The organism is Rossellomorea sp. FS2, assembly GCF_047915635.1.
In the GTDB taxonomy this organism is placed as follows: Bacteria; Bacillota; Bacilli; order Bacillales; family Bacillaceae_B; genus Rossellomorea; species Rossellomorea marisflavi_A.
Genome location: NZ_JBLRVS010000005.1, coordinates 442735 through 459524, shown reverse-complemented (window position 1 = coordinate 459524; position 16790 = coordinate 442735). Strand labels below are relative to the sequence as shown.

The window sequence follows — 16790 nt, the reverse complement described above, 5'->3', positions numbered from 1 at the left end:
AGGGATCGCAAGTGAAGGAAGATCAAAAAGTTTACGATATCACGGTCATCGGCGGAGGTCCTACAGGGTTGTTCACGGCCTTCTACGGCGGAATGAGGAAAGCATCCGTCAAAGTCATCGAAAGCCTGCCCCAGCTCGGCGGACAACTCGCCACCCTTTATCCTGAAAAGTACATATATGATGTTGCCGGATTTCCGAAGGTAAAGGCACAGGACCTGGTCAACAACCTGAAGGAACAGATGTCGAAATTCGAAACGACGATCTGCCTCGAACAGGCGGTCGAACAAGTCGAGAAGCAGGGCGACGGTTGCTTCAAACTGACGACAGATAAAGAAATCCATTACTCAAGGACCATCATCATCACGGCCGGGAACGGAGCGTTCCAGCCGAGGCGCCTGGAGCTTGAAGGGGCACTGGAATACGAAGGGAAAAACCTTCATTATTTCGTCGATAATCTTGAATACTTCCGCGGCAAAAACGTCGCCATCTGTGGTGGCGGGGACTCTGCAGTCGACTGGGCGCTCATGCTCGAACCGGTGGCAAGCAAGGTGCAGCTCATCCACCGCAGGGACAAATTCCGCGCTCACGAGCACAGTGTCGAGCTTCTGGAACAATCGAGCGTCGAACTCAAGACCCCGTTCGTTCCATCCGATCTGGTGGCAGATGGAGAACGCATCAACCAGCTTGTTCTCGATAAGGTGAAAAGCGAGGAAAAAGAAGTGATCGACTTCGACGAATTAATCGTGAACTTCGGTTTCGTCTCATCCCTCGGTCCGATCAAAGACTGGGGTCTGGATATTGAGAAAAATTCCATCGTGGTGAACTCCCGCATGGAGACGAATATCCCGGGAATTTATGCTGCTGGTGATATCAGCACGTATGACGGAAAGGTCAAGCTGATCGCAAGCGGATTCGGCGAAGCGCCTACTGCCGTCAACAATGCCAAGGCCTTCATGGATCCGAAGGCACGTGTACAGCCTCTTCACAGTACCTCTATGTTCAATGATTGACCCTAGGAAGGGCAGCAGGGAAACACCCTGCTGCCCTTTTTTTGTTTAATCGGGGCGCCTTCGGGTAAAAAATATGTATGAATCCATTTAGAAAGGGAGATCAATCAATGAATGTATTAGTGATTGGAGCCAACGGTCATACCGGCCGTCTCATCGTAAAGGAACTCGCTCAAAGTGAGCAGCACTTCGTCAAGGCGATGATCCGCAAGACCGAACAGGCAGAAGAGATGGAGAACCTCGGCGCAAGGCCGATTGTCGCCGATCTTGAAGGGGACTTCTCCTATGCCCTCGATAACGTGAACGCCGTCATCTTTGCAGCAGGAAGCGGCGGAAGCACCGGAGATGACAAGACCCGCGCCGTTGATCGGGAGGGCGCCATTAAAGCCATCGACTTCGCGAAAGAGAAAGGCATCGAACGGTTCGTGATGCTCAGTTCCATGGGGGCCGACAACCCATCAAACGGACCTGAAGGCCTTCAATACTATCTTGAAGCCAAAGGGATCGCCGACGAACACCTCAAAGAGAGCGGGCTGAATTATACGATCGTCCGACCCGGGGCATTGAGCTTTGATCCTGGTACAGGCAAGATCACTGCTTCCGATTCCATCGCAGACAAAAGCAATGATATCCCCCGTGAAGACGTGGCAAAGGTGATCGTCGAATCGATCACCACAGAGGAAACGTATCACAAAGTATTTGAAATACTCGGTGGGGACGTACCGGTTGAGCAAGCACTCAAGACAATATGATTAACGGCCGCCTTCATAATGAAGGCGGCTTTTTCACGCATGGCTGGGTAGGTACCCATGCGGGATCGATTGAATACGATATAGCATTACATCCACTGATTGGGTTGATGACATGAGCAATGAAACCAAAGCCATCTTCGGCGCTTCCGTCACCGCGGTCGGTACCGTCATCGCCGCAGTGGGAGCCACCCCTTTCCGCGTCCTCTCCAAACCGTTCCGACTGGATTTGAGTGTTATAGGAAATGTGTTGCAGGGTGTGGGAAATGGAATCGAAGCCGACACCCAAGAACCTTTTTCCCTCGGTCGGATCGGAAATGAAATTCAATCCCTCGGAAACTCGACCGTCGTCGCCGGGCTGATCATCAACTTTGACGATGAAACGAAGCAAAAGCTTGTCATCACCGGGAACTGGTTCCAGGCACTAGGAGGAACCGCTGCCCTCGGACCTGAATTCAGTGAACCCGACCCCGATCTCAACGATGGCCTGTCGATCATCGGGAATATCCTCCAGGTGACCGGGAATTCCCTCCAGGCCATCAACGGAATCGAGAACCTGAAAAAAAGCAGGATCCAAAAGAAGCTTCAGTATCCTGATGACGGAGACGATGATGACGGAAGCTTCCGGACCTTCGATGTCGTCGGCAGCTGGATCCAGGCGACGGGTGCCGTCATTTCCCTGATCAGTACCATCGGCATACCCGAATGCAGCCGGTTCGGGTACCTCGTAAAGGAAGACGATTCGGAAGATTCCACATAAAAACTCCCCTGACCGGAGATCGATCAAGGGAGTTTTGTTGTTTTAAATCATAAGCATTCCTCAGGCGTACCTTTATTGTTAGCCGTCACGAACGATGATCCGCACCCGCATGACGCGATGGCGTTCGGATTGTCGATGGTGAAGCAACCGCCCATTAGGGATTGCTTAAGGATGTTGATATATCAATGTTTACTTGTGTTTTTGAGGATAATAAATTGCAAAATGATTATTAATTGCAAGCCAACTCGATTGTAAATATCGTCAACTGAATTATGATCTAAATTTACATATAGCTTATGGAAACAATATGATAAAAGCAGAGATACCCATACCCTCGATATTACTCTAATAGGGTACACCTATGTTATCGGTTATCATTATCGAAATACCACAGTTTTTCACTATACATTTAATCGTTTTACCGTACTAAAACACATCTGTGAAGAAGCAGTTACTTTTACCACTCTCTCCATTCTTCAGTTATGTCTTCTTCGGTATCTAACCCAGCTATATTTGCTGATGCAATAATAAAATCACACAGTTCTTCTCTCTCCATTGTTTCAATAAAATAATCATAATTATCATTTAGTTCATTTAAACTGATGACTACTGTTTTAACACATTCTAAGATTTCTTCCTCAATCCGATTATTTCTCAGTTCTTTTAGGCTTTTGATATATGTATCAAGAACCTCATTAGTTGCATTTATATTTTCCTCGCTAAATAGGTCATCATCTTCATCCATTCTTTGTTTCCATTCTACAGTTGGTTTGTTTTTAGTTAACTCTTCAAAAGTCATATTATCCTCCAGAAATTTGTTATTTTGTTACAAATAACCAACTCTTTCCACGGGTAATGAACCTAGTTTGGAAATCGATATCGCCCGCTCGTAAGCCTAAAAGTTCATTTGCTCTGATCCCTCTATCTACTAACAATACCATGGCTACATAATCCCTAAACCCAACATAATCACGTTGATTTGGTTCCCTTAGAACCTCTTTAACTTCATCATCTATGAAACAGTTTGTTAGGTCAATATCTTGTTTTAATAATCTCACACCAGACATTGGATTTACTTCAATCAAATCTTCCCGCTACAAAAAATTAAACATAGCACGATACACCCTAAGGCGAATGTTTATTGTTGTATCAGATAAACCGATGCCTTGCCCACTTTGGATATACTTATGTCCATCGTATTTAGGTGCATCATATTTCAAATAGTTAATATCATCTCTAAAAATCTGTGGTGAAAGTTCATCCACTGTTTCGATTTCATAATTCTTTTCAAGCCCAGTAACGAAATATTTCCAATCTTTTCGGTAATCTCTTAAGGTTCTTTCTCTTAGACCTTCTGCACTCTTTCCAGCAATCACAAGGTCAATTACTTGTTCCATTGTTAATTTTGGATATTCCTTCTGATTTGACATTTTTCCAACAGGTTTTTTTCTTATTCGTTTGTTTCAAGACATTAAAAAAGCCTCCTCAAATAGCAATGTTTTAAACATTAACTATCGAGAAAGCATGTAATTCACAACCTTGATTTGATGAATTTAGGGTTGTTATTATATATTTTCATGATTGTGTACACTCAAAATCACCTTGTAATTCATAACCCCAAACAAATATTCCTAACCTTAAAGGTTTGTTTATAAACTTAGCATTCCTCAGGCGTACCTTTATTGTTAGCCGTCACGAACGATGATCCGCACCCGCATGACGCGATGGCATTCGGATTGTCGATGGTAAAGCCTCCGCCCATCATGGACTGCTTGTAGTCTATCTTCGTGCCGTTCAGGATGGCAGCGTCGTCCTTTGCCACGACCAGCTTGATGCCGTGCTGTTCAAGGAGGGTATCCCCTTCCTGCACGTCATGTTCGAATCCCATACCGTAGGACAGTCCGCTGCATCCACCACCTTTGACTCCTACACGGAGCATGGCATCCAGCTCATCATGTTCCCGCATCATATCCTTGATCTGACCGGCGGCTGCTTCCGTCAGGTTGACGATTTCACTCATTACTTACACCTCCAGCACCTAATGGTATCTATAGTATACTCCTTTCTATTTTACTACTCAACCGAAGTGGATGCGCCAAAAAAAGGCTCATTCTGACTCCGTCTATATAGAAAGAAGAAAATGCCGCTCCGCCAAGGAAGCAGGCATTGAATTAAAACATCGGGTTTTCTTCGAGGAACTGATAGATTTCATCCACCAATCCCTGTGGTGTATCGCCGGTCACGACTTCCCCGTTGACCAGGGCATACATGGATTGGGCACATTTCCCGCAGTACCCGAGGCACCCATATTCGATGACATCGAGATTCGGATCCCTCTCCAATATTTCAAGCGCTGCCTGCGCACCACTCGCAAGATTGCTTATACAAAATTCGATTATTGGTTTCAACGCGATCACCTCACTGCTGTTATGCTACCTTTTTTTATTTTAAACGTCAATCATTCGTCACTGATTGAATTGGTATAACAGATTGTGAACAATTTACCTTGTTTCTGTTGTGAAAAAGGCGTGATTTCGATATACTTTTAGTGACAAAAGGATTCGAATATATTATTCAAATGTAATTAGTCCTCATATTGAAAGTGCTTACTTCTATAGGGTCCTGTTTAAGGGTCTCTATGCACCCTGTTCTCTGGGGATAAAATCAACGCTACTGTGGCTATCATACTGTAGAGTGCAAAAGGGGAAATCTGTATGAAACATTTAGTGCTGCTCGGCGGCGGATATGGCAATATGCGCGTACTCCTTCGCTTATTACCGAATCAACTACCAGAAGATGTATCCATCACCCTGATCGACCGCAATCCGTATCACTGCTTGAAGACAGAATATTACGCCCTCGCGGCAGGAACCATTTCAGATCACCATGTGAGGGTCACCTTCCCTGAGCATGAACGCCTTACCTACATATATGGAGATGTGACACGCGTCGATACGGAAGCCAAACAGATCCATATCGCCGGTCAGGATTCGGTCCCATACGATGACCTCGTCATCGGATTGGGCTGTGAGGACAAGTTCCACGGAGTCCCTGGTGCTGAAGAGAATTCGTACAGCATCCAGACCATCGAGAAATCCAGGAAGACGTATCATACGTTGAACAATCTCCCTGCCGGTTCCATCGTCGGGATTGTCGGAGCCGGATTAAGCGGGATCGAGCTCGCCAGTGAACTCCGTGAGAGTCGCAGCGATTTGAAGATCAAGCTCTTCGACCGTGGCCCACGTATTCTCAATGCGTTCCCTGAACGCCTCAGCTCCTATGTGCATGGCTGGTTCGATGAGAACAACGTCGAGATCGTGAACAATTCCAACATCACGAAGGTGGATCCGACAACCCTTCACAATCACGAAGAGCAGATTCACTGTGATGCCATCGTATGGACGGCGGGAATCCAACCGAGCAAGGTGGTCCGCGACATGGATGTCGAGACAGACGCGAGTGGGCGTGTCGTCATCAGCAAGTACCATAACCTTCCGAATGATGAACATGTATACATCGTCGGGGATTGCGCCAGCCTCCCACAGGCACCGAGTGCACAGCTCGCCGAAGGCCAGGCCGAACAGATCGTCACGATCCTGCTGAAGCGCTGGGCCAATGAACCCCTTCCGGAGACGCTTCCCAAGATCAAGCTGAAAGGGATCCTCGGCTCCCTCGGCAAGAAGCATGGCTTCGGGCTGGTGAACGAGCGCTCCATTACCGGGCGTGTCGCACGACTATTGAAGTCCGGCGTCCTCTGGATGTACAAATACCATAATGGATGATGGAAGCGCCTGGTGATCCCAGGCGTTTTCTTTATTGAAAAAAGCATTCCATCATCGGAATGCTCTTGTTCATATAGCCTTGTACCCGTACTTTTCCAGCTCTGAATACACATCCTTCAGGCGTGGGTTCCCTTCCCCCACGATGGTTCCTTCCACCGTCACTACGGGATAGAAGAGATCCTCTTCGATTACACGTGCGGAAAACTCCTTGAAGGCGTCATTCTCAGGAGGTGAATGGATATCGATATACGTGATGGTGAATGGCTGTTCGGGGTACTTCCTCCCGATTGCGGCCTCCAGCCACTCGTACGTTTCTTTTGATGACGGCAGATTCACACAGCTTGGACATGTGATCTCTGCTCCATACACACATAGCTCGACCGGTTTCATGACAGACTCCCCTTTGGCATGGTTCTATGACCATTTTACAAAAATGCCGGTTGATTTGGAACTCCAATTTTGACATTGGAGGTGTTTTTATCATATCTTGGTAGTAATCCATTAACCACCAGCGGGTGGAGATGACGGGATCGTCGATCTATGCCACGAAAAAAATCACCATTCTTTTCAGGTTGATAGATTTTTTGTGGATATGTCATTATAATAGGAGATAAGGAAAGGAGTCGATCAAATATGACTGAACAAACAGATATGATGTCGTCCGTACAGGAAGTATTAGATAAATTGCGTCCGTTCCTCCTTCGCGATGGCGGTGACTGTGAGCTCGTCGACGTAGAAGACGGGATCGTCAAACTTCGCCTATTGGGTGCATGCGGAAGCTGCCCGAGTTCAACCATCACCCTCAAAGCAGGTATCGAGCGTGCCCTGGTTGAAGAAGTGCCTGGAATCGTCGAAGTAGAACAAGTCTTTTAATGACATGAAGAACAGCTCCGGAACCCCGAAGCTGTTCTTTTTTTATAGGGCCGTTCTCGGTTCCTTTCCTTCGAGCACTGCCTGTATGTTTGCGGTGCATAACCTCACCATATCATACCTCGTATCGACGGATGAACTCCCGATATGAGGGAGCACCACGACCCTATCCAGTGAAAGGAGGGGGTGATCCATGTCAATCGGCTCCTTGGTGAACACATCCAGTCCTGCTCCGGCAATCATCCCTTCACGAATCGCTTCCACCAGCGCATCCTCATTAACAATGGGTCCCCTGGCGGCATTGATGAAAATCGCGCTGTTTTTCATCAGGGCAAACTGCTCTTTCTGGAACAAACCTTTCGTCTCCTCAGTGAGAGGGGCAAGGATCACAACGAAATCGGACTCCTTCAACAGATCATCAAGGGACCTGAAAGCAGCTCCCAAGGCTTCTTCCGCTTCCGGCCTGCGGTTCCGGTTGTGATACAGGACATCCATGCTGAACCCTTTGGCTCTCCTCGCCACCGCTTGCCCGATGCTGCCCATCCCGACGATCCCCAGGGTCTTGTGATGGATATCCGCTCCCGCAAGGAGGAGGGGCGACCAGCTTTTCCATTCGCCTTCCCTTATGTACCGATCACCTTCGACAATCCTCCTCGCCGTAGCCATCATCAAACCGAAGGCAAGATCGGCCGTCGTTTCCGTCAAGACGTCCGGGGTATTGCAGACCACGATGCCATTTTCCTTGGCGTACTCCACATCGATATTGTCATACCCCACTGCCAGATTGGCAACGACCTTCAGGTTCTCCGCTTGATCGAGCAGTTCACGATCGATCCGGTCTGAAAGCATCGTCAGGAGCGCGGACGCCTTCCCTGCTTTCTCCAACAGGATTTCCCTCGGTACTTGCACATCATCCTGCTCCCACATCTCCACTTCATACCGATCCTGAAGCGATTCAATCAATGTTCCAGGTAATTTACGCGTAATGTAAATGAACGGTTTCAACAGCTGTTCCCCACTTTCATGTTGGTAGTCGACTATACTACCAGTGTAGCATAAAAGCAGGGGATCTACTTTTTACAGCCAGTCGATCACAGGGATCCCCCATTTCTTCACCGGGACCTCGGACATATGGTAAAAGTCTGCGAGAAATGATTCATACTGACCAGAATTCCTTAAATGACCGTTCAATTGGTCCTCCACGAGCTTTTTTTGCTGCTCAGATGTAGAGATATAATACTCTTCGATACACTCGAAATAATGGAGCGGGAAAAGGAGGCGGGAATACATCAATCTCCACGCAAAGGGTGATAGGGGATTGATTTTTTCATACTCACGGATGAATTCCTGCAGCTCGGGGTGGAACGTCTGACTCTTCTCGAAATACTTCTCCCTTACCCACTCGGCCAAATCCCGCGTACTGTGATCGAAGACCCACTGAAACGGGAAATGGATACAGTTCTCGGTCCCCCACGTATGCTGACCGAACCGTTCGTGACAGATCGTCCCGGCATCGGCGACATCGGGGTCCTCATCAAGCTCCGTATCCACAAGATACTGGATGGCATTCTCGGCGAGAGCGGTGTAATAGGGGTAGCTTTCGACAAACCGCTCTTCGAATTCATCGACAGGTTGGTCCTGGATCACTTGATAATACGCCTTCTCAAGCTGGGATAGCCTCCGTTCCCACAGCATCTTCCACTGCCCCATGCGGTTGATTTTTTCGACCTTTTCTTCATAAAGCCTACCCCTGAAGTGAAACTTGCCCAATTTCCTCCCGAGTGCATTCCCATCAGGAGGCTGAAGCGGTTCATTCCGGAGGACTACAAAATCCTTCTCCCCTTCCGTCACGAGGAATTTCCCCTCATTGCTCTGAACGAAACGGGAGGTATACCGATCCCCTTGAGCGATGAGGTGCTCCGACAATTTGTAGATCTCCACCAGCGTTTCCTGTTCCGTATTCGATACGCCGACAATACTATATAAAGATCCCCCCGCCATGTAACGGTTCATCGTCCCATCAAAGAATGTTCGTTCTGGGCGCAAACCAAAGTGGTTCATCAATAATTCTGAAGACATCACGTTCTCTCCTTAACAACCAGAATAGTGGCCCATATAGTTATCATATATATGAATACGCTCATCGTGCCGAGGGCATGAATGAAATGAATGACTTATTAGTAAAGTCTATTTTCCATGCCATCATCATATGAGTAAAAAACAGGGCTTCGTCTAATCGAAACAGGGGCTATCATTATCTTCCAAGGAAAAGGTGAATAGGATGAAGGATAAAGAATCGATGGATTTATTAGAGAAAACAGCACGTAATTGGCTTCTGGAAAGAGGCGTGACAATCGAAGATATTGCAGAACTGGTCATGTTCCTGCAGAAGAAATATCATCCTGATCTTGAAATGAAGGAATGCATCCATAATGTCGAGAGGGTGCTGACGAAACGGGAAGTCCAAAATGCCATCCTGACCGGGATCCAGCTGGATAAGCTGGGGGAAAAGAAAATGCTTGAAGAACCCCTGCAAGCGATCATTGAAGTCGACGAAGGGTTATACGGGGTGGATGAAATCCTCGCATTTTCCATCGTAAATGTCTATGGGTCGATCGGTTTCACCAATTACGGATATATCGATAAATTAAAACCGGGAATCCTGGAACGCTTAAACGATAAGTCTACTGGTATGTGCCACACTTTCTTAGATGACATCGTCGGTGCCATCGCAGCAGCTGCTTCAAGCAGGCTTGCTCATCGGGCCAAGCATCAGGACTAAGGATAAAAGAAAAATCAGACGGGGCCCCGTCTGATTTTTTAGTGTGTTAAGAAGCGATGCCCAGTGACCTTTCTCCCAAGGAAACATTTCCCTCATTCAACCATCGTATAACCGATTAATAGAACCTTTTTACTAACTTACTGTTGCACTATGTGCTATACTTAGGATATAGTTACAATTATAGTTGTAATAATTATCACTATAGTGGTACTAAAGCATTGAACGGCAAAATACATCTAACAAGGCGATCACTTCATGCGTTTCGCAGAATTCGAATCAAATTTCACGCTACCCAAAACGGAAATAGAGGTGGATTCCATGAAAACATTAAGTGATCAAGCCCTTTTAGATGCATATAAAAAAGCAAAGTTATTAAACCTCAGCTCTGAATTCATTCTATTAATCGAAGAGGAATTGAAGAAGAGAAAATTGGGATCAACTCAATAGTTCTTTCTCGCAAATGACTTTTTGCTCATCCTTCGTCGGCATGATATCCGACCAGTGAACTTCCAATGCATTGATGATCGCATGGAGTTTATTCAACGATGGATTCGCCTCCCCTTTTTCAATTAACGAGATGTAATTGACCGTTAATCCGCATACACGACTTAATTCCTGAATGGTGATCTCTTTCGACCTTCTATGATGTCTGATTTTCTTCCCGACAAGTTCTGTAACACTCATTACCTCACTACCCTTTTAAAATTCTTTAGAATTGATGTGTGTTGTTTCGCGTCCAAATAAGAAACAATGTCTTCCATTCTTAAAGTTGCCTTACTTTTCGTAAAGAATAGTTAGAAATTGAAAAGGTACCAATGCTAATAGTCCCCAATTTTCATCTTGTCTGTTGTATTTACCCGATTAGATATCATTTAACACATGAAAAGATTAGAAAAATTGTAGCTTTTTTAAACCTTTTCAAACTCTATCAGTATTGGCAAGAAGAAGACCTTCTGTTCAAAATTGATGGTACTGGGAAAGTTAGCTAGAGGGAGTAGTTAAATCCTGATGGAGTAAACGCAAATTCCACGAACGCTCATACGCTAAGTTGAATGAGGGATGTCACAATCATAGGGTTTGTAGGCTTTCCAAACAGAGATCTGTCTTTTTTGCTTCTTAAACACTAGTTCTATTTTACTTATACAAGACAACGTTGTCCACGGAAAATGTGTTATTTCTTATGGAATTTCCCTTTTAAATCCCAATAAATTCACACTTGATTATGAGAGAAGCCTGCCCTCCTTCAGGAGGGCAGGCTTCTCTCAAGAGATCATATCGTCCATTGGCCAAGATGGTCCAGAGAATAAGTGGGCTGTTCCTTTTTCTCCTTCAGCATCTCCTTCGGTGTCACACCCGTGTGCACCATCAGGGTATCGATTCCCGCACGGATCCCAGCCATGATGTCGGTGTCATAGTTATCTCCTACCATGAGGGTCTCTTCTTTACTGGTACCTAGTACCGTAAGAGCCTGTTCCATGATGATCGGTTCGGGTTTCCCGATAAATACTGGCTCCGTCCCCGTCGAAACGGTCACGACTGCCGTCAACGAGCCGTTCCCCGGGAGAAGTCCCCTTTCAGTGGGAATGGCGATGTCTCCATTGGTCGAGATAAACTCTGCCCCGTTCCGAACCGCAAGGCAGGCAAGCGATAATTTTTCATAATTGATCTCCCTGTCGATTCCAACGATGACGAAGTCCACTCCTTCATCTTTCAGGGTGATCCCTTTGTCCACAAGTGCATCGCGGATTCCTTCCTCACCGATGACATAGGCACTGCCACCGGCTTTACGATCATGTACGTATTGAGCGGTCGCCATCGACGTCGTAAACACTTGCGCAGCTTCCGCCGGGATATCGAATCCACGCAGCTTTTCTGCCACCTGTTCCGGTCTACGGGAGGAGTTATTCGTCACAAACAGATAAGGAATTCCCTTGTGTTGGAGACTGCGGATGAAATCACCCGCTTCTTCAATCTTTTCCGACCCTTTATACATCGTCCCATCCAAGTCGATGAGATACCCTTTATAATCCTTCATTTTCTTCACCTCATCAAGAAAACGCTTTCTGTACAGAAAGCGTTTTGTTATCAATTTTTAAATGCCGATACCGGTCCAAGCTCGTTCTCAAGATAGCTCCTGATTTGATAAGGGAACCGCTCCAGATTCGCCTTGATATCTTCCAGCAAGGCATGGATTTCCTGAATGTCGACAGACGGATAGTCCTGAACAAGGTCCTTCCGTTTGGCAATGAACCGCTTGAAGTCTTCACTCATCGCTTCGTCGATCACATTTTCATCGAGGAGGATATCAATGATATCATCATAACTCCCTGGATCCCTCATGATGAAACCATCGATCATGCTGTTGCCTACATCCAGGATCGATTCAATCAAGGTATGGGCAATCCGCTCAAGGGCAAGCTTCCCGTAGGGCTTGTCCCATCCCTGGCCATCAGTATAGAGGACCAGTTGATGCTGCATGAATACGAGTCTTTCTTCAATCTTTTCCCTATCCACAAAATACATTATGTCCACCTCATCTCGCAGTACTGTCCCCATTTTATCACAGATTCCAGTAACCGACTAAGGACAGATGTTGCACATAAACCTGATTTTGTTATGATGAATGAAGCGATATACAAATGGAGGGAATACAAGTGGAAGAACGTTTTTATCTTTATGACGACATCGAACAGACCCGTACCCGCTTTGTCAGCTTCATGGGAGAAGAGCAGCGATACGACCTGGCCATCACCCAGACAGAACGATACTACGGGAAATCCCTGGTTTTTGATCTGCAGGGTAACCGCTTCGCCATCATCGGGCGCGATGACCTGGATGAACCCGGTTATCTGGAAAGCACATTCAAGCTCACAGAAGAAGAAGCCATCGAATTAAGGGATTTCCTCTCTGAAGTCATCATGTAATCATGAATGAAGCTTCCCCGCCTTTCACATACTATTCCCAAACGAAAGTGAGGGAATACCATGCCGGATAAAGAGAATCAGTCGTATACAGACTTCTCCAATGTAGAAACGGGTAGAAACTTCCTCGTCCCCGAGACCCTTCCAGAAGGGCCGTATGGTTCGCCCATCGGGAAGAAGACCCCCGTTGAGAACAAAAGCACCCCCTGGAAAGACGGACAGCGCTATTATAGCGCCTTCAACTACGAAAACAAATCGCTCCATCAGGATATTCCTCGGCAAATGCCGGGTGCCCATCCTCCCCATGCGGATCCGGACCGGAATGAAGAACCGCCTTATACTGAAAATGAGTAAAAACAAAAGGAACAACATAGGCGTTGTTCCTTTTGTTCATTTCTTGACTTTTTTCACAAGAAAGTATGCACAACCGAAGTTACAGTACTCGTACAGGTAATCCTTATGGGTGCTCACCTTTGTATCAAAGGAAGACTTCTGGTTCTGATCATCGAAGAACCCCTTCAGCCGAAGCTGACCGTACCCCCAGTCCCCCAAGATGTAATCATATTTACTCAAGATATCACTGTAACGTTCCTTGAATGCTTCCTCATTGAATCCATCCCGATACTCATCTATGATTTCATAGCATGCATTCTGTATGCAGATCATATGCTCCCACCTACTTTCCTTTTTCTCTCTACTTTAAATTATAACGGATTGTCCATTAATTACTATGATAAATTGCATTTCAGGTTGGTCACCCTAGAAATAGGGGGTGTTTTGATTGAAGAAAACATTCGTAAGCTTTGCCATTCTCGGCCTAACTGTGACAAGTGCCGGCTGTAATGGCATCAACAAGTCGAATGAAGAAATGTTCCATGACAACGGAAATACGATCAATGTCAACGACAGAGAAGATCTCTATAACGAAGACAGCTGGACCAAAAAAGGCTCACAACGCGGGGAAGACTTCGGATACGTGCGACACCAAAAGAACCCCGGCAACAACGCCATGCCCATGAAGGATATGTACAGCATCAACAGGGAACAAGTGGCTGATACGATCAGTAAAATGAGCGTTGCCATCCCACATGTCAAAGACTGTGCGACCCTCGTTACCGACGAAGAGGTCCTCGTGTCATATGTAACGGATAAAACCGATAAAGACGGACGATTCAATGTCGCCGATCAGGTGAAAAAAACCGCCATGTCAGTCATCCCCAGATGGTACCACGTATATGTAACCGATGATAAAGCCCTCATGAGGGACGTCGAAAATCTGGCCAAGATGGATACCGATAGCGAGAACGTAAGCGACAGCATCGATAACACCATCAGCCTCATGCTACAGGATTCCCCCCAGGGCCGGGAAATAAACAACGGTGAAAACGCCAACGGCGAAATGTCCTCCGATTACGAAATGCAAGACGACGACGTCCACCAGATCAATCAGGATAAAATCAGAAAAGACTATATCATGGACTAACGAAAAGCGGAGGCGGGTCGCACTGAGGCGACAAGCATAAGGCGAAGCACTCGGAAAGGCGCCCTTTGCCTTTTTGAGTGCTTTGACTTATGACCTCGAGCCTCAACACGCCGGAGCTGGACATCACGAAAAGCGGAGGCGGGTCGCACTGAGGCGACAAGCATAAGGCGAAGCACAAAAAAAGGCATTCTGTGCTTTTGAGTGCTTTGACTTATGACCTTGAGCCTCCCTTCCCCGAACATCAAGAAAGCATCCCGGGTTCCGGGATGCTTTTTGGGTATTATGCGTTTTGGATTTCTTGTTCACCAGCTGCCTGTCTTGCTTTGGCTGCCGCATTGACTTGTTCGTCCGCGTGGTACGAAGAACGTACAAGCGGGCCTGCTTCACAGTGGCTGAAGCCTTTTTCCATGGCGGCTTCACGAAGTTCAGCGAACTCATCCGGGTGGTAGTATTTTTGTACTTTGAGGTGCTTCTTGGAAGGCTGCAGATATTGACCGAGCGTCACGATATCCACATGGTTTGCACGAAGGTCGTCCATTGTTTCAAGGATCTCTTCCTTCGTTTCACCAAGCCCCACCATGATGCTTGATTTCGTCGGGATGTCAGGGTTGAGTTCTTTGGCACGTCGAAGGAACTCAAGGGTACGGTCGTACGTTGCACGGGCACGAACTCTTGGAGTCAAACGGCGTACCGTTTCCACGTTATAGTTCATGATATCCGGTTTCGCATCCATCAATGTTTTGATGTTTTCGAAAACTCCGCCCATATCGGATGGTAGTACTTCAATAGACGTGAAAGGACTCTTGCGGCGGATCGCACGCACCGTTTCAGCAAATACTTGGGATCCTCCATCTTTCAAATCATCACGAGCAACTGCTGTGACAACCACGTGTTTCAGGTTCATCAGCTGCACAGAATCTGCTACGCGTTCAGGTTCTGCCAGATCAAGTTCATTTGGAAGGCCTGTTTTGACCGCACAGAAGCGGCAGGCACGTGTACATACGTCACCAAGGATCATGAATGTAGCCGTACGGCGTGTTCCCCAGCATTCATGGATATTCGGGCAGCGGGCTTCTTCACATACTGTGTGAAGATTCTTTTCCCTCATCATTTTCTTAAGACCCATATAATTATCATTCGTATTCAGCTTAATTTTAAGCCAATCCGGTTTTCTGATATGTTCTTCTTTCTTACTCATCCTCCACATCTCCTATCCTAAATAGTTGACTTAGGCAAAGAGTGAAACGCAAATACAGCTCGTTCATCTTATGTAAAAAAGCCATCATCAATAAGTCTCTTTTGTCACTTTATCATACTAAAAATGCGAAAACAAGCATGCTGACCATGATTACCATTTATTGATGTTAATGAAAATGCGTTCTGGAAACAAACTAAAAACAGATAGAAATCCTAGGAGGGTTGCCCTTGTTGAAAAAGGTGATATTCGCTGCTCTCATGTTCTTCTTCATTGTCATCCATCCGGTTCAACTGACCGTCGCAAAGGAAATGTCAGAGGAACAGATCCATAACAAAAGGATGGAGCTTTTCAAAAAAAATGAAGCCCTCACCCAGATTCCCTGGTATTATATGGCAGCCATCGATCAATACGAGAGGAGTTTACGCTTCTCCAGGCAGGACCGGGAAAAACCCACCTCGCCGATCTCCATTCACATCAGCCCTGAAACATGGACCGGCGCCCTCAATCCCAACCGGGAAGATGCCAATCCATTGACCATCTCCCTATTCGACGGGTTCGGTCGCGATGGAGACCTTGACGGGAAAGCCAGCCTGCTGAGTGATGAGGATCGCCTTGCATCCCTTTCCCACTTCATTCTCCGCTACGGGATCGATCACGATAATGTGAAGCTTGCCCTATGGGAGTATTACAAGCGGGATAAGACTGTCAGTATCATCATGGGAAAAGCACTGGTGTACAAGAAGTTCGACACGATCCACCTCAACGCGAAAGCATTCCCGCTCCCCCAGAGGTATAACTACAGCTACCGGAATACATGGGGTGATGCCCGGGGTTGGGGAGGTAAACGGATGCATGAAGGCACAGACCTGTTTGCCGATTACGGGGTACCGGTCCGGTCGACTTCATACGGCATCGTCGAAATGAAAGGATGGAATCGATATGGGGGATGGCGCATCGGAATACGTGATATCAATAATACGTATCACTATTATGCACATCTGAACGGATTCTCCAAAGATCTGAAGATCGGACAGGTCGTTGAGCCCGGCACGGTGATCGGAGGAGTGGGAAGTTCCGGATACGGCCCCCCGGGGACGGCAGGAAAATTCCCGCCCCACCTTCATTATGGTATGTACAAAGACAATGGAATCACTGAGTGGTCCTTCGACCCGTATCCCCATCTGAAAATGTGGGAGCGGAAGGATCGGTCCAAGGGAGAATAAAAAAAGCAGACAAGG

The 16790-nt window shown here is 46.7% G+C and carries 24 protein-coding genes and 1 pseudogene; 11 read left to right on the top strand and 14 right to left on the bottom strand.

Annotated elements, in window-relative coordinates; genetic code table 11:
• The first annotated feature begins 11 nt into the window (after positions 1-11).
• The 3 genes from ACNA6I_RS18750 to ACNA6I_RS18740 all read left to right on the top strand — a co-directional run bounded on the left by ACNA6I_RS18750 (position 12) and on the right by ACNA6I_RS18740 (position 2516).
• Complete coding sequence (locus ACNA6I_RS18750; protein ID WP_251527475.1) at positions 12-1010, top strand: NAD(P)/FAD-dependent oxidoreductase; 999 nt, start codon at positions 12-14, stop codon at positions 1008-1010.
• 107 nt (positions 1011-1117) lie between these two features.
• Positions 1118-1759, top strand: a complete 642-nt coding sequence (locus tag ACNA6I_RS18745) for an SDR family oxidoreductase (RefSeq protein ID WP_048014630.1) — start codon at positions 1118-1120, stop codon at positions 1757-1759.
• Positions 1760-1871: 112 nt separating this feature from the next.
• The gene (locus tag ACNA6I_RS18740; protein WP_082824337.1) at positions 1872-2516 is read left to right on the top strand and encodes a DUF6944 family repetitive protein; all 645 of its coding nucleotides are present in this window, start codon (positions 1872-1874) and stop codon (positions 2514-2516) included.
• Between the two features lie 47 nt (positions 2517-2563).
• Here the strand turns inward: ACNA6I_RS18740 and ACNA6I_RS18735 are convergent.
• From ACNA6I_RS18735 to ACNA6I_RS18710, 6 genes and pseudogenes are all read right to left on the bottom strand, one after another.
• Positions 2564-2683, bottom strand: a pseudogene (locus ACNA6I_RS18735) (iron-sulfur cluster assembly accessory protein); the annotation flags it as partial.
• A gap of 290 nt (positions 2684-2973) precedes the next feature.
• Positions 2974-3315, bottom strand: a complete 342-nt coding sequence (locus ACNA6I_RS18730; RefSeq protein WP_416313954.1) for a hypothetical protein — start codon at positions 3313-3315, stop codon at positions 2974-2976.
• A 19-nt stretch (positions 3316-3334) separates the two neighbouring features.
• Positions 3335-3601 (bottom strand): hypothetical protein, encoded by a 267-nt coding sequence (locus ACNA6I_RS18725; protein WP_416313953.1) that lies wholly within the window; start codon positions 3599-3601, stop codon positions 3335-3337.
• A gap of 9 nt (positions 3602-3610) precedes the next feature.
• Positions 3611-3946 carry a hypothetical protein gene (locus ACNA6I_RS18720; protein ID WP_416313952.1) on the bottom strand — a complete coding sequence of 112 codons (336 nt, stop codon included), beginning with the start codon at positions 3944-3946 and terminating at the stop codon, positions 3611-3613.
• 227 nt (positions 3947-4173) lie between these two features.
• Entirely contained in the window at positions 4174-4536 is a 363-nt protein-coding gene (locus tag ACNA6I_RS18715; RefSeq protein WP_048014628.1) for a HesB/IscA family protein, read from the bottom strand.
• Positions 4537-4687: 151 nt separating this feature from the next.
• Positions 4688-4924, bottom strand: coding sequence for a YuzB family protein (locus tag ACNA6I_RS18710; RefSeq protein WP_048007027.1), 237 nt, complete (start codon positions 4922-4924; stop codon positions 4688-4690).
• Positions 4925-5230: 306 nt separating this feature from the next.
• Here ACNA6I_RS18710 and ACNA6I_RS18705 point away from each other — a divergent pair, with 306 nt between their 5' ends.
• On the top strand, positions 5231-6298 hold the full coding sequence (locus ACNA6I_RS18705) for an NAD(P)/FAD-dependent oxidoreductase (protein WP_416313951.1): 1068 nt from the start codon (positions 5231-5233) through the stop codon (positions 6296-6298).
• A 69-nt stretch (positions 6299-6367) separates the two neighbouring features.
• Here ACNA6I_RS18705 and ACNA6I_RS18700 read toward each other — a convergent pair whose 3' ends face one another.
• On the bottom strand, positions 6368-6688 hold the full coding sequence (locus ACNA6I_RS18700) for a YuzD family protein (RefSeq protein WP_048007029.1): 321 nt from the start codon (positions 6686-6688) through the stop codon (positions 6368-6370).
• 243 nt (positions 6689-6931) lie between these two features.
• Between ACNA6I_RS18700 and ACNA6I_RS18695 the strand changes: the two genes are divergently transcribed.
• Positions 6932-7171, top strand: coding sequence for a NifU family protein (locus ACNA6I_RS18695; RefSeq protein ID WP_048007030.1), 240 nt, complete (start codon positions 6932-6934; stop codon positions 7169-7171).
• A gap of 42 nt (positions 7172-7213) precedes the next feature.
• Here the strand turns inward: ACNA6I_RS18695 and ACNA6I_RS18690 are convergent, their stop codons facing one another.
• Complete coding sequence (locus ACNA6I_RS18690; RefSeq protein WP_063191387.1) at positions 7214-8176, bottom strand: 2-hydroxyacid dehydrogenase; 963 nt, start codon at positions 8174-8176, stop codon at positions 7214-7216.
• A gap of 69 nt (positions 8177-8245) precedes the next feature.
• The gene (gene yutH, locus ACNA6I_RS18685) at positions 8246-9247 is read right to left on the bottom strand and encodes a spore coat putative kinase YutH (RefSeq protein WP_048007032.1); all 1002 of its coding nucleotides are present in this window, start codon (positions 9245-9247) and stop codon (positions 8246-8248) included.
• Positions 9248-9467: 220 nt separating this feature from the next.
• On the opposite strand from yutH, the gene ACNA6I_RS18680 reads away from it, so the two are divergent.
• Positions 9468-9950, top strand: coding sequence for a phosphatidylglycerophosphatase A (locus tag ACNA6I_RS18680; RefSeq protein WP_222115406.1), 483 nt, complete (start codon positions 9468-9470; stop codon positions 9948-9950).
• A 255-nt stretch (positions 9951-10205) separates the two neighbouring features.
• Positions 10206-10397, top strand: a complete 192-nt coding sequence (locus ACNA6I_RS18675) for a sporulation histidine kinase inhibitor Sda (protein WP_048007034.1) — start codon at positions 10206-10208, stop codon at positions 10395-10397.
• On the opposite strand, the gene ACNA6I_RS18670 is transcribed toward ACNA6I_RS18675, so the two are convergent.
• The 3 genes from ACNA6I_RS18670 to ACNA6I_RS18660 form a co-directional block, all read right to left on the bottom strand.
• Positions 10386-10634, bottom strand: a complete 249-nt coding sequence (locus ACNA6I_RS18670; RefSeq protein WP_053071949.1) for a helix-turn-helix domain-containing protein — start codon at positions 10632-10634, stop codon at positions 10386-10388. The genes ACNA6I_RS18675 and ACNA6I_RS18670 overlap by 12 nt on opposite strands.
• Positions 10635-11220: 586 nt before the next feature.
• Positions 11221-11985, bottom strand: a complete 765-nt coding sequence (locus ACNA6I_RS18665) for a TIGR01457 family HAD-type hydrolase (protein WP_048007035.1) — start codon at positions 11983-11985, stop codon at positions 11221-11223.
• 50 nt (positions 11986-12035) lie between these two features.
• A complete protein-coding gene (locus ACNA6I_RS18660; protein ID WP_048013281.1) occupies positions 12036-12473 on the bottom strand; it encodes a DUF86 domain-containing protein in 438 nt (145 codons plus the stop codon).
• 131 nt (positions 12474-12604) lie between these two features.
• Here ACNA6I_RS18660 and ACNA6I_RS18655 point away from each other — a divergent pair, with 131 nt between their 5' ends.
• Together ACNA6I_RS18655 and ACNA6I_RS18650 are read left to right on the top strand one after the other, a co-directional pair.
• Positions 12605-12874 carry a DUF3055 domain-containing protein gene (locus ACNA6I_RS18655; protein ID WP_048007037.1) on the top strand — a complete coding sequence of 90 codons (270 nt, stop codon included), beginning with the start codon at positions 12605-12607 and terminating at the stop codon, positions 12872-12874.
• 60 nt (positions 12875-12934) lie between these two features.
• A complete protein-coding gene (locus ACNA6I_RS18650; protein WP_048007038.1) occupies positions 12935-13225 on the top strand; it encodes a hypothetical protein in 291 nt (96 codons plus the stop codon).
• Positions 13226-13261: 36 nt separating this feature from the next.
• Here the strand turns inward: ACNA6I_RS18650 and ACNA6I_RS18645 are convergent, their stop codons facing one another.
• Complete coding sequence (locus ACNA6I_RS18645) at positions 13262-13537, bottom strand: YutD family protein (protein ID WP_048007039.1); 276 nt, start codon at positions 13535-13537, stop codon at positions 13262-13264.
• 115 nt (positions 13538-13652) lie between these two features.
• On the opposite strand from ACNA6I_RS18645, the gene ACNA6I_RS18640 reads away from it, so the two are divergent.
• Positions 13653-14354 carry a YhcN/YlaJ family sporulation lipoprotein gene (locus ACNA6I_RS18640; RefSeq protein ID WP_048007040.1) on the top strand — a complete coding sequence of 234 codons (702 nt, stop codon included), beginning with the start codon at positions 13653-13655 and terminating at the stop codon, positions 14352-14354.
• 280 nt (positions 14355-14634) lie between these two features.
• Here the strand turns inward: ACNA6I_RS18640 and lipA are convergent, their stop codons facing one another.
• Positions 14635-15552, bottom strand: a complete 918-nt coding sequence (lipA, locus tag ACNA6I_RS18635) for a lipoyl synthase (RefSeq protein WP_048007041.1) — start codon at positions 15550-15552, stop codon at positions 14635-14637.
• Between the two features lie 257 nt (positions 15553-15809).
• Between lipA and ACNA6I_RS18630 the strand changes: the two genes are divergently transcribed.
• Positions 15810-16775 carry a M23 family metallopeptidase gene (locus ACNA6I_RS18630; RefSeq protein WP_416313978.1) on the top strand — a complete coding sequence of 322 codons (966 nt, stop codon included), beginning with the start codon at positions 15810-15812 and terminating at the stop codon, positions 16773-16775.
• Positions 16776-16790 lie beyond the last annotated feature (15 nt).

Bases quoted from the DNA above. Each gene is read 5' to 3' on its own strand.
- ACNA6I_RS18745 (WP_048014630.1), top strand. From the start codon at position 1,118: ATGAATGTATTAGTGATTGGAGCCAACGGTCATACCGGCCGTCTCATC.
- ACNA6I_RS18740 (WP_082824337.1), top strand. From the start codon at position 1,872: ATGAGCAATGAAACCAAAGCCATCTTCGGCGCTTCCGTCACCGCGGTC.
- ACNA6I_RS18730 (WP_416313954.1), bottom strand. From the start codon at position 3,315: ATGACTTTTGAAGAGTTAACTAAAAACAAACCAACTGTAGAATGGAAA.
- ACNA6I_RS18720 (WP_416313952.1), bottom strand. From the start codon at position 3,946: ATGTCAAATCAGAAGGAATATCCAAAATTAACAATGGAACAAGTAATT.
- ACNA6I_RS18715 (WP_048014628.1), bottom strand. From the start codon at position 4,536: ATGAGTGAAATCGTCAACCTGACGGAAGCAGCCGCCGGTCAGATCAAG.
- ACNA6I_RS18705 (WP_416313951.1), top strand. From the start codon at position 5,231: ATGAAACATTTAGTGCTGCTCGGCGGCGGATATGGCAATATGCGCGTA.
- ACNA6I_RS18700 (WP_048007029.1), bottom strand. From the start codon at position 6,688: ATGAAACCGGTCGAGCTATGTGTGTATGGAGCAGAGATCACATGTCCA.
- ACNA6I_RS18695 (WP_048007030.1), top strand. From the start codon at position 6,932: ATGACTGAACAAACAGATATGATGTCGTCCGTACAGGAAGTATTAGAT.
- yutH (WP_048007032.1), bottom strand. From the start codon at position 9,247: ATGTCTTCAGAATTATTGATGAACCACTTTGGTTTGCGCCCAGAACGA.
- ACNA6I_RS18680 (WP_222115406.1), top strand. From the start codon at position 9,468: ATGGATTTATTAGAGAAAACAGCACGTAATTGGCTTCTGGAAAGAGGC.
- ACNA6I_RS18675 (WP_048007034.1), top strand. From the start codon at position 10,206: ATGCGTTTCGCAGAATTCGAATCAAATTTCACGCTACCCAAAACGGAA.
- ACNA6I_RS18670 (WP_053071949.1), bottom strand. From the start codon at position 10,634: ATGAGTGTTACAGAACTTGTCGGGAAGAAAATCAGACATCATAGAAGG.
- ACNA6I_RS18665 (WP_048007035.1), bottom strand. From the start codon at position 11,985: ATGAAGGATTATAAAGGGTATCTCATCGACTTGGATGGGACGATGTAT.
- ACNA6I_RS18660 (WP_048013281.1), bottom strand. From the start codon at position 12,473: ATGTATTTTGTGGATAGGGAAAAGATTGAAGAAAGACTCGTATTCATG.
- ACNA6I_RS18650 (WP_048007038.1), top strand. From the start codon at position 12,935: ATGCCGGATAAAGAGAATCAGTCGTATACAGACTTCTCCAATGTAGAA.
- ACNA6I_RS18645 (WP_048007039.1), bottom strand. From the start codon at position 13,537: ATGATCTGCATACAGAATGCATGCTATGAAATCATAGATGAGTATCGG.
- lipA (WP_048007041.1), bottom strand. From the start codon at position 15,552: ATGAGTAAGAAAGAAGAACATATCAGAAAACCGGATTGGCTTAAAATT.
- ACNA6I_RS18630 (WP_416313978.1), top strand. From the start codon at position 15,810: ATGTTCTTCTTCATTGTCATCCATCCGGTTCAACTGACCGTCGCAAAG.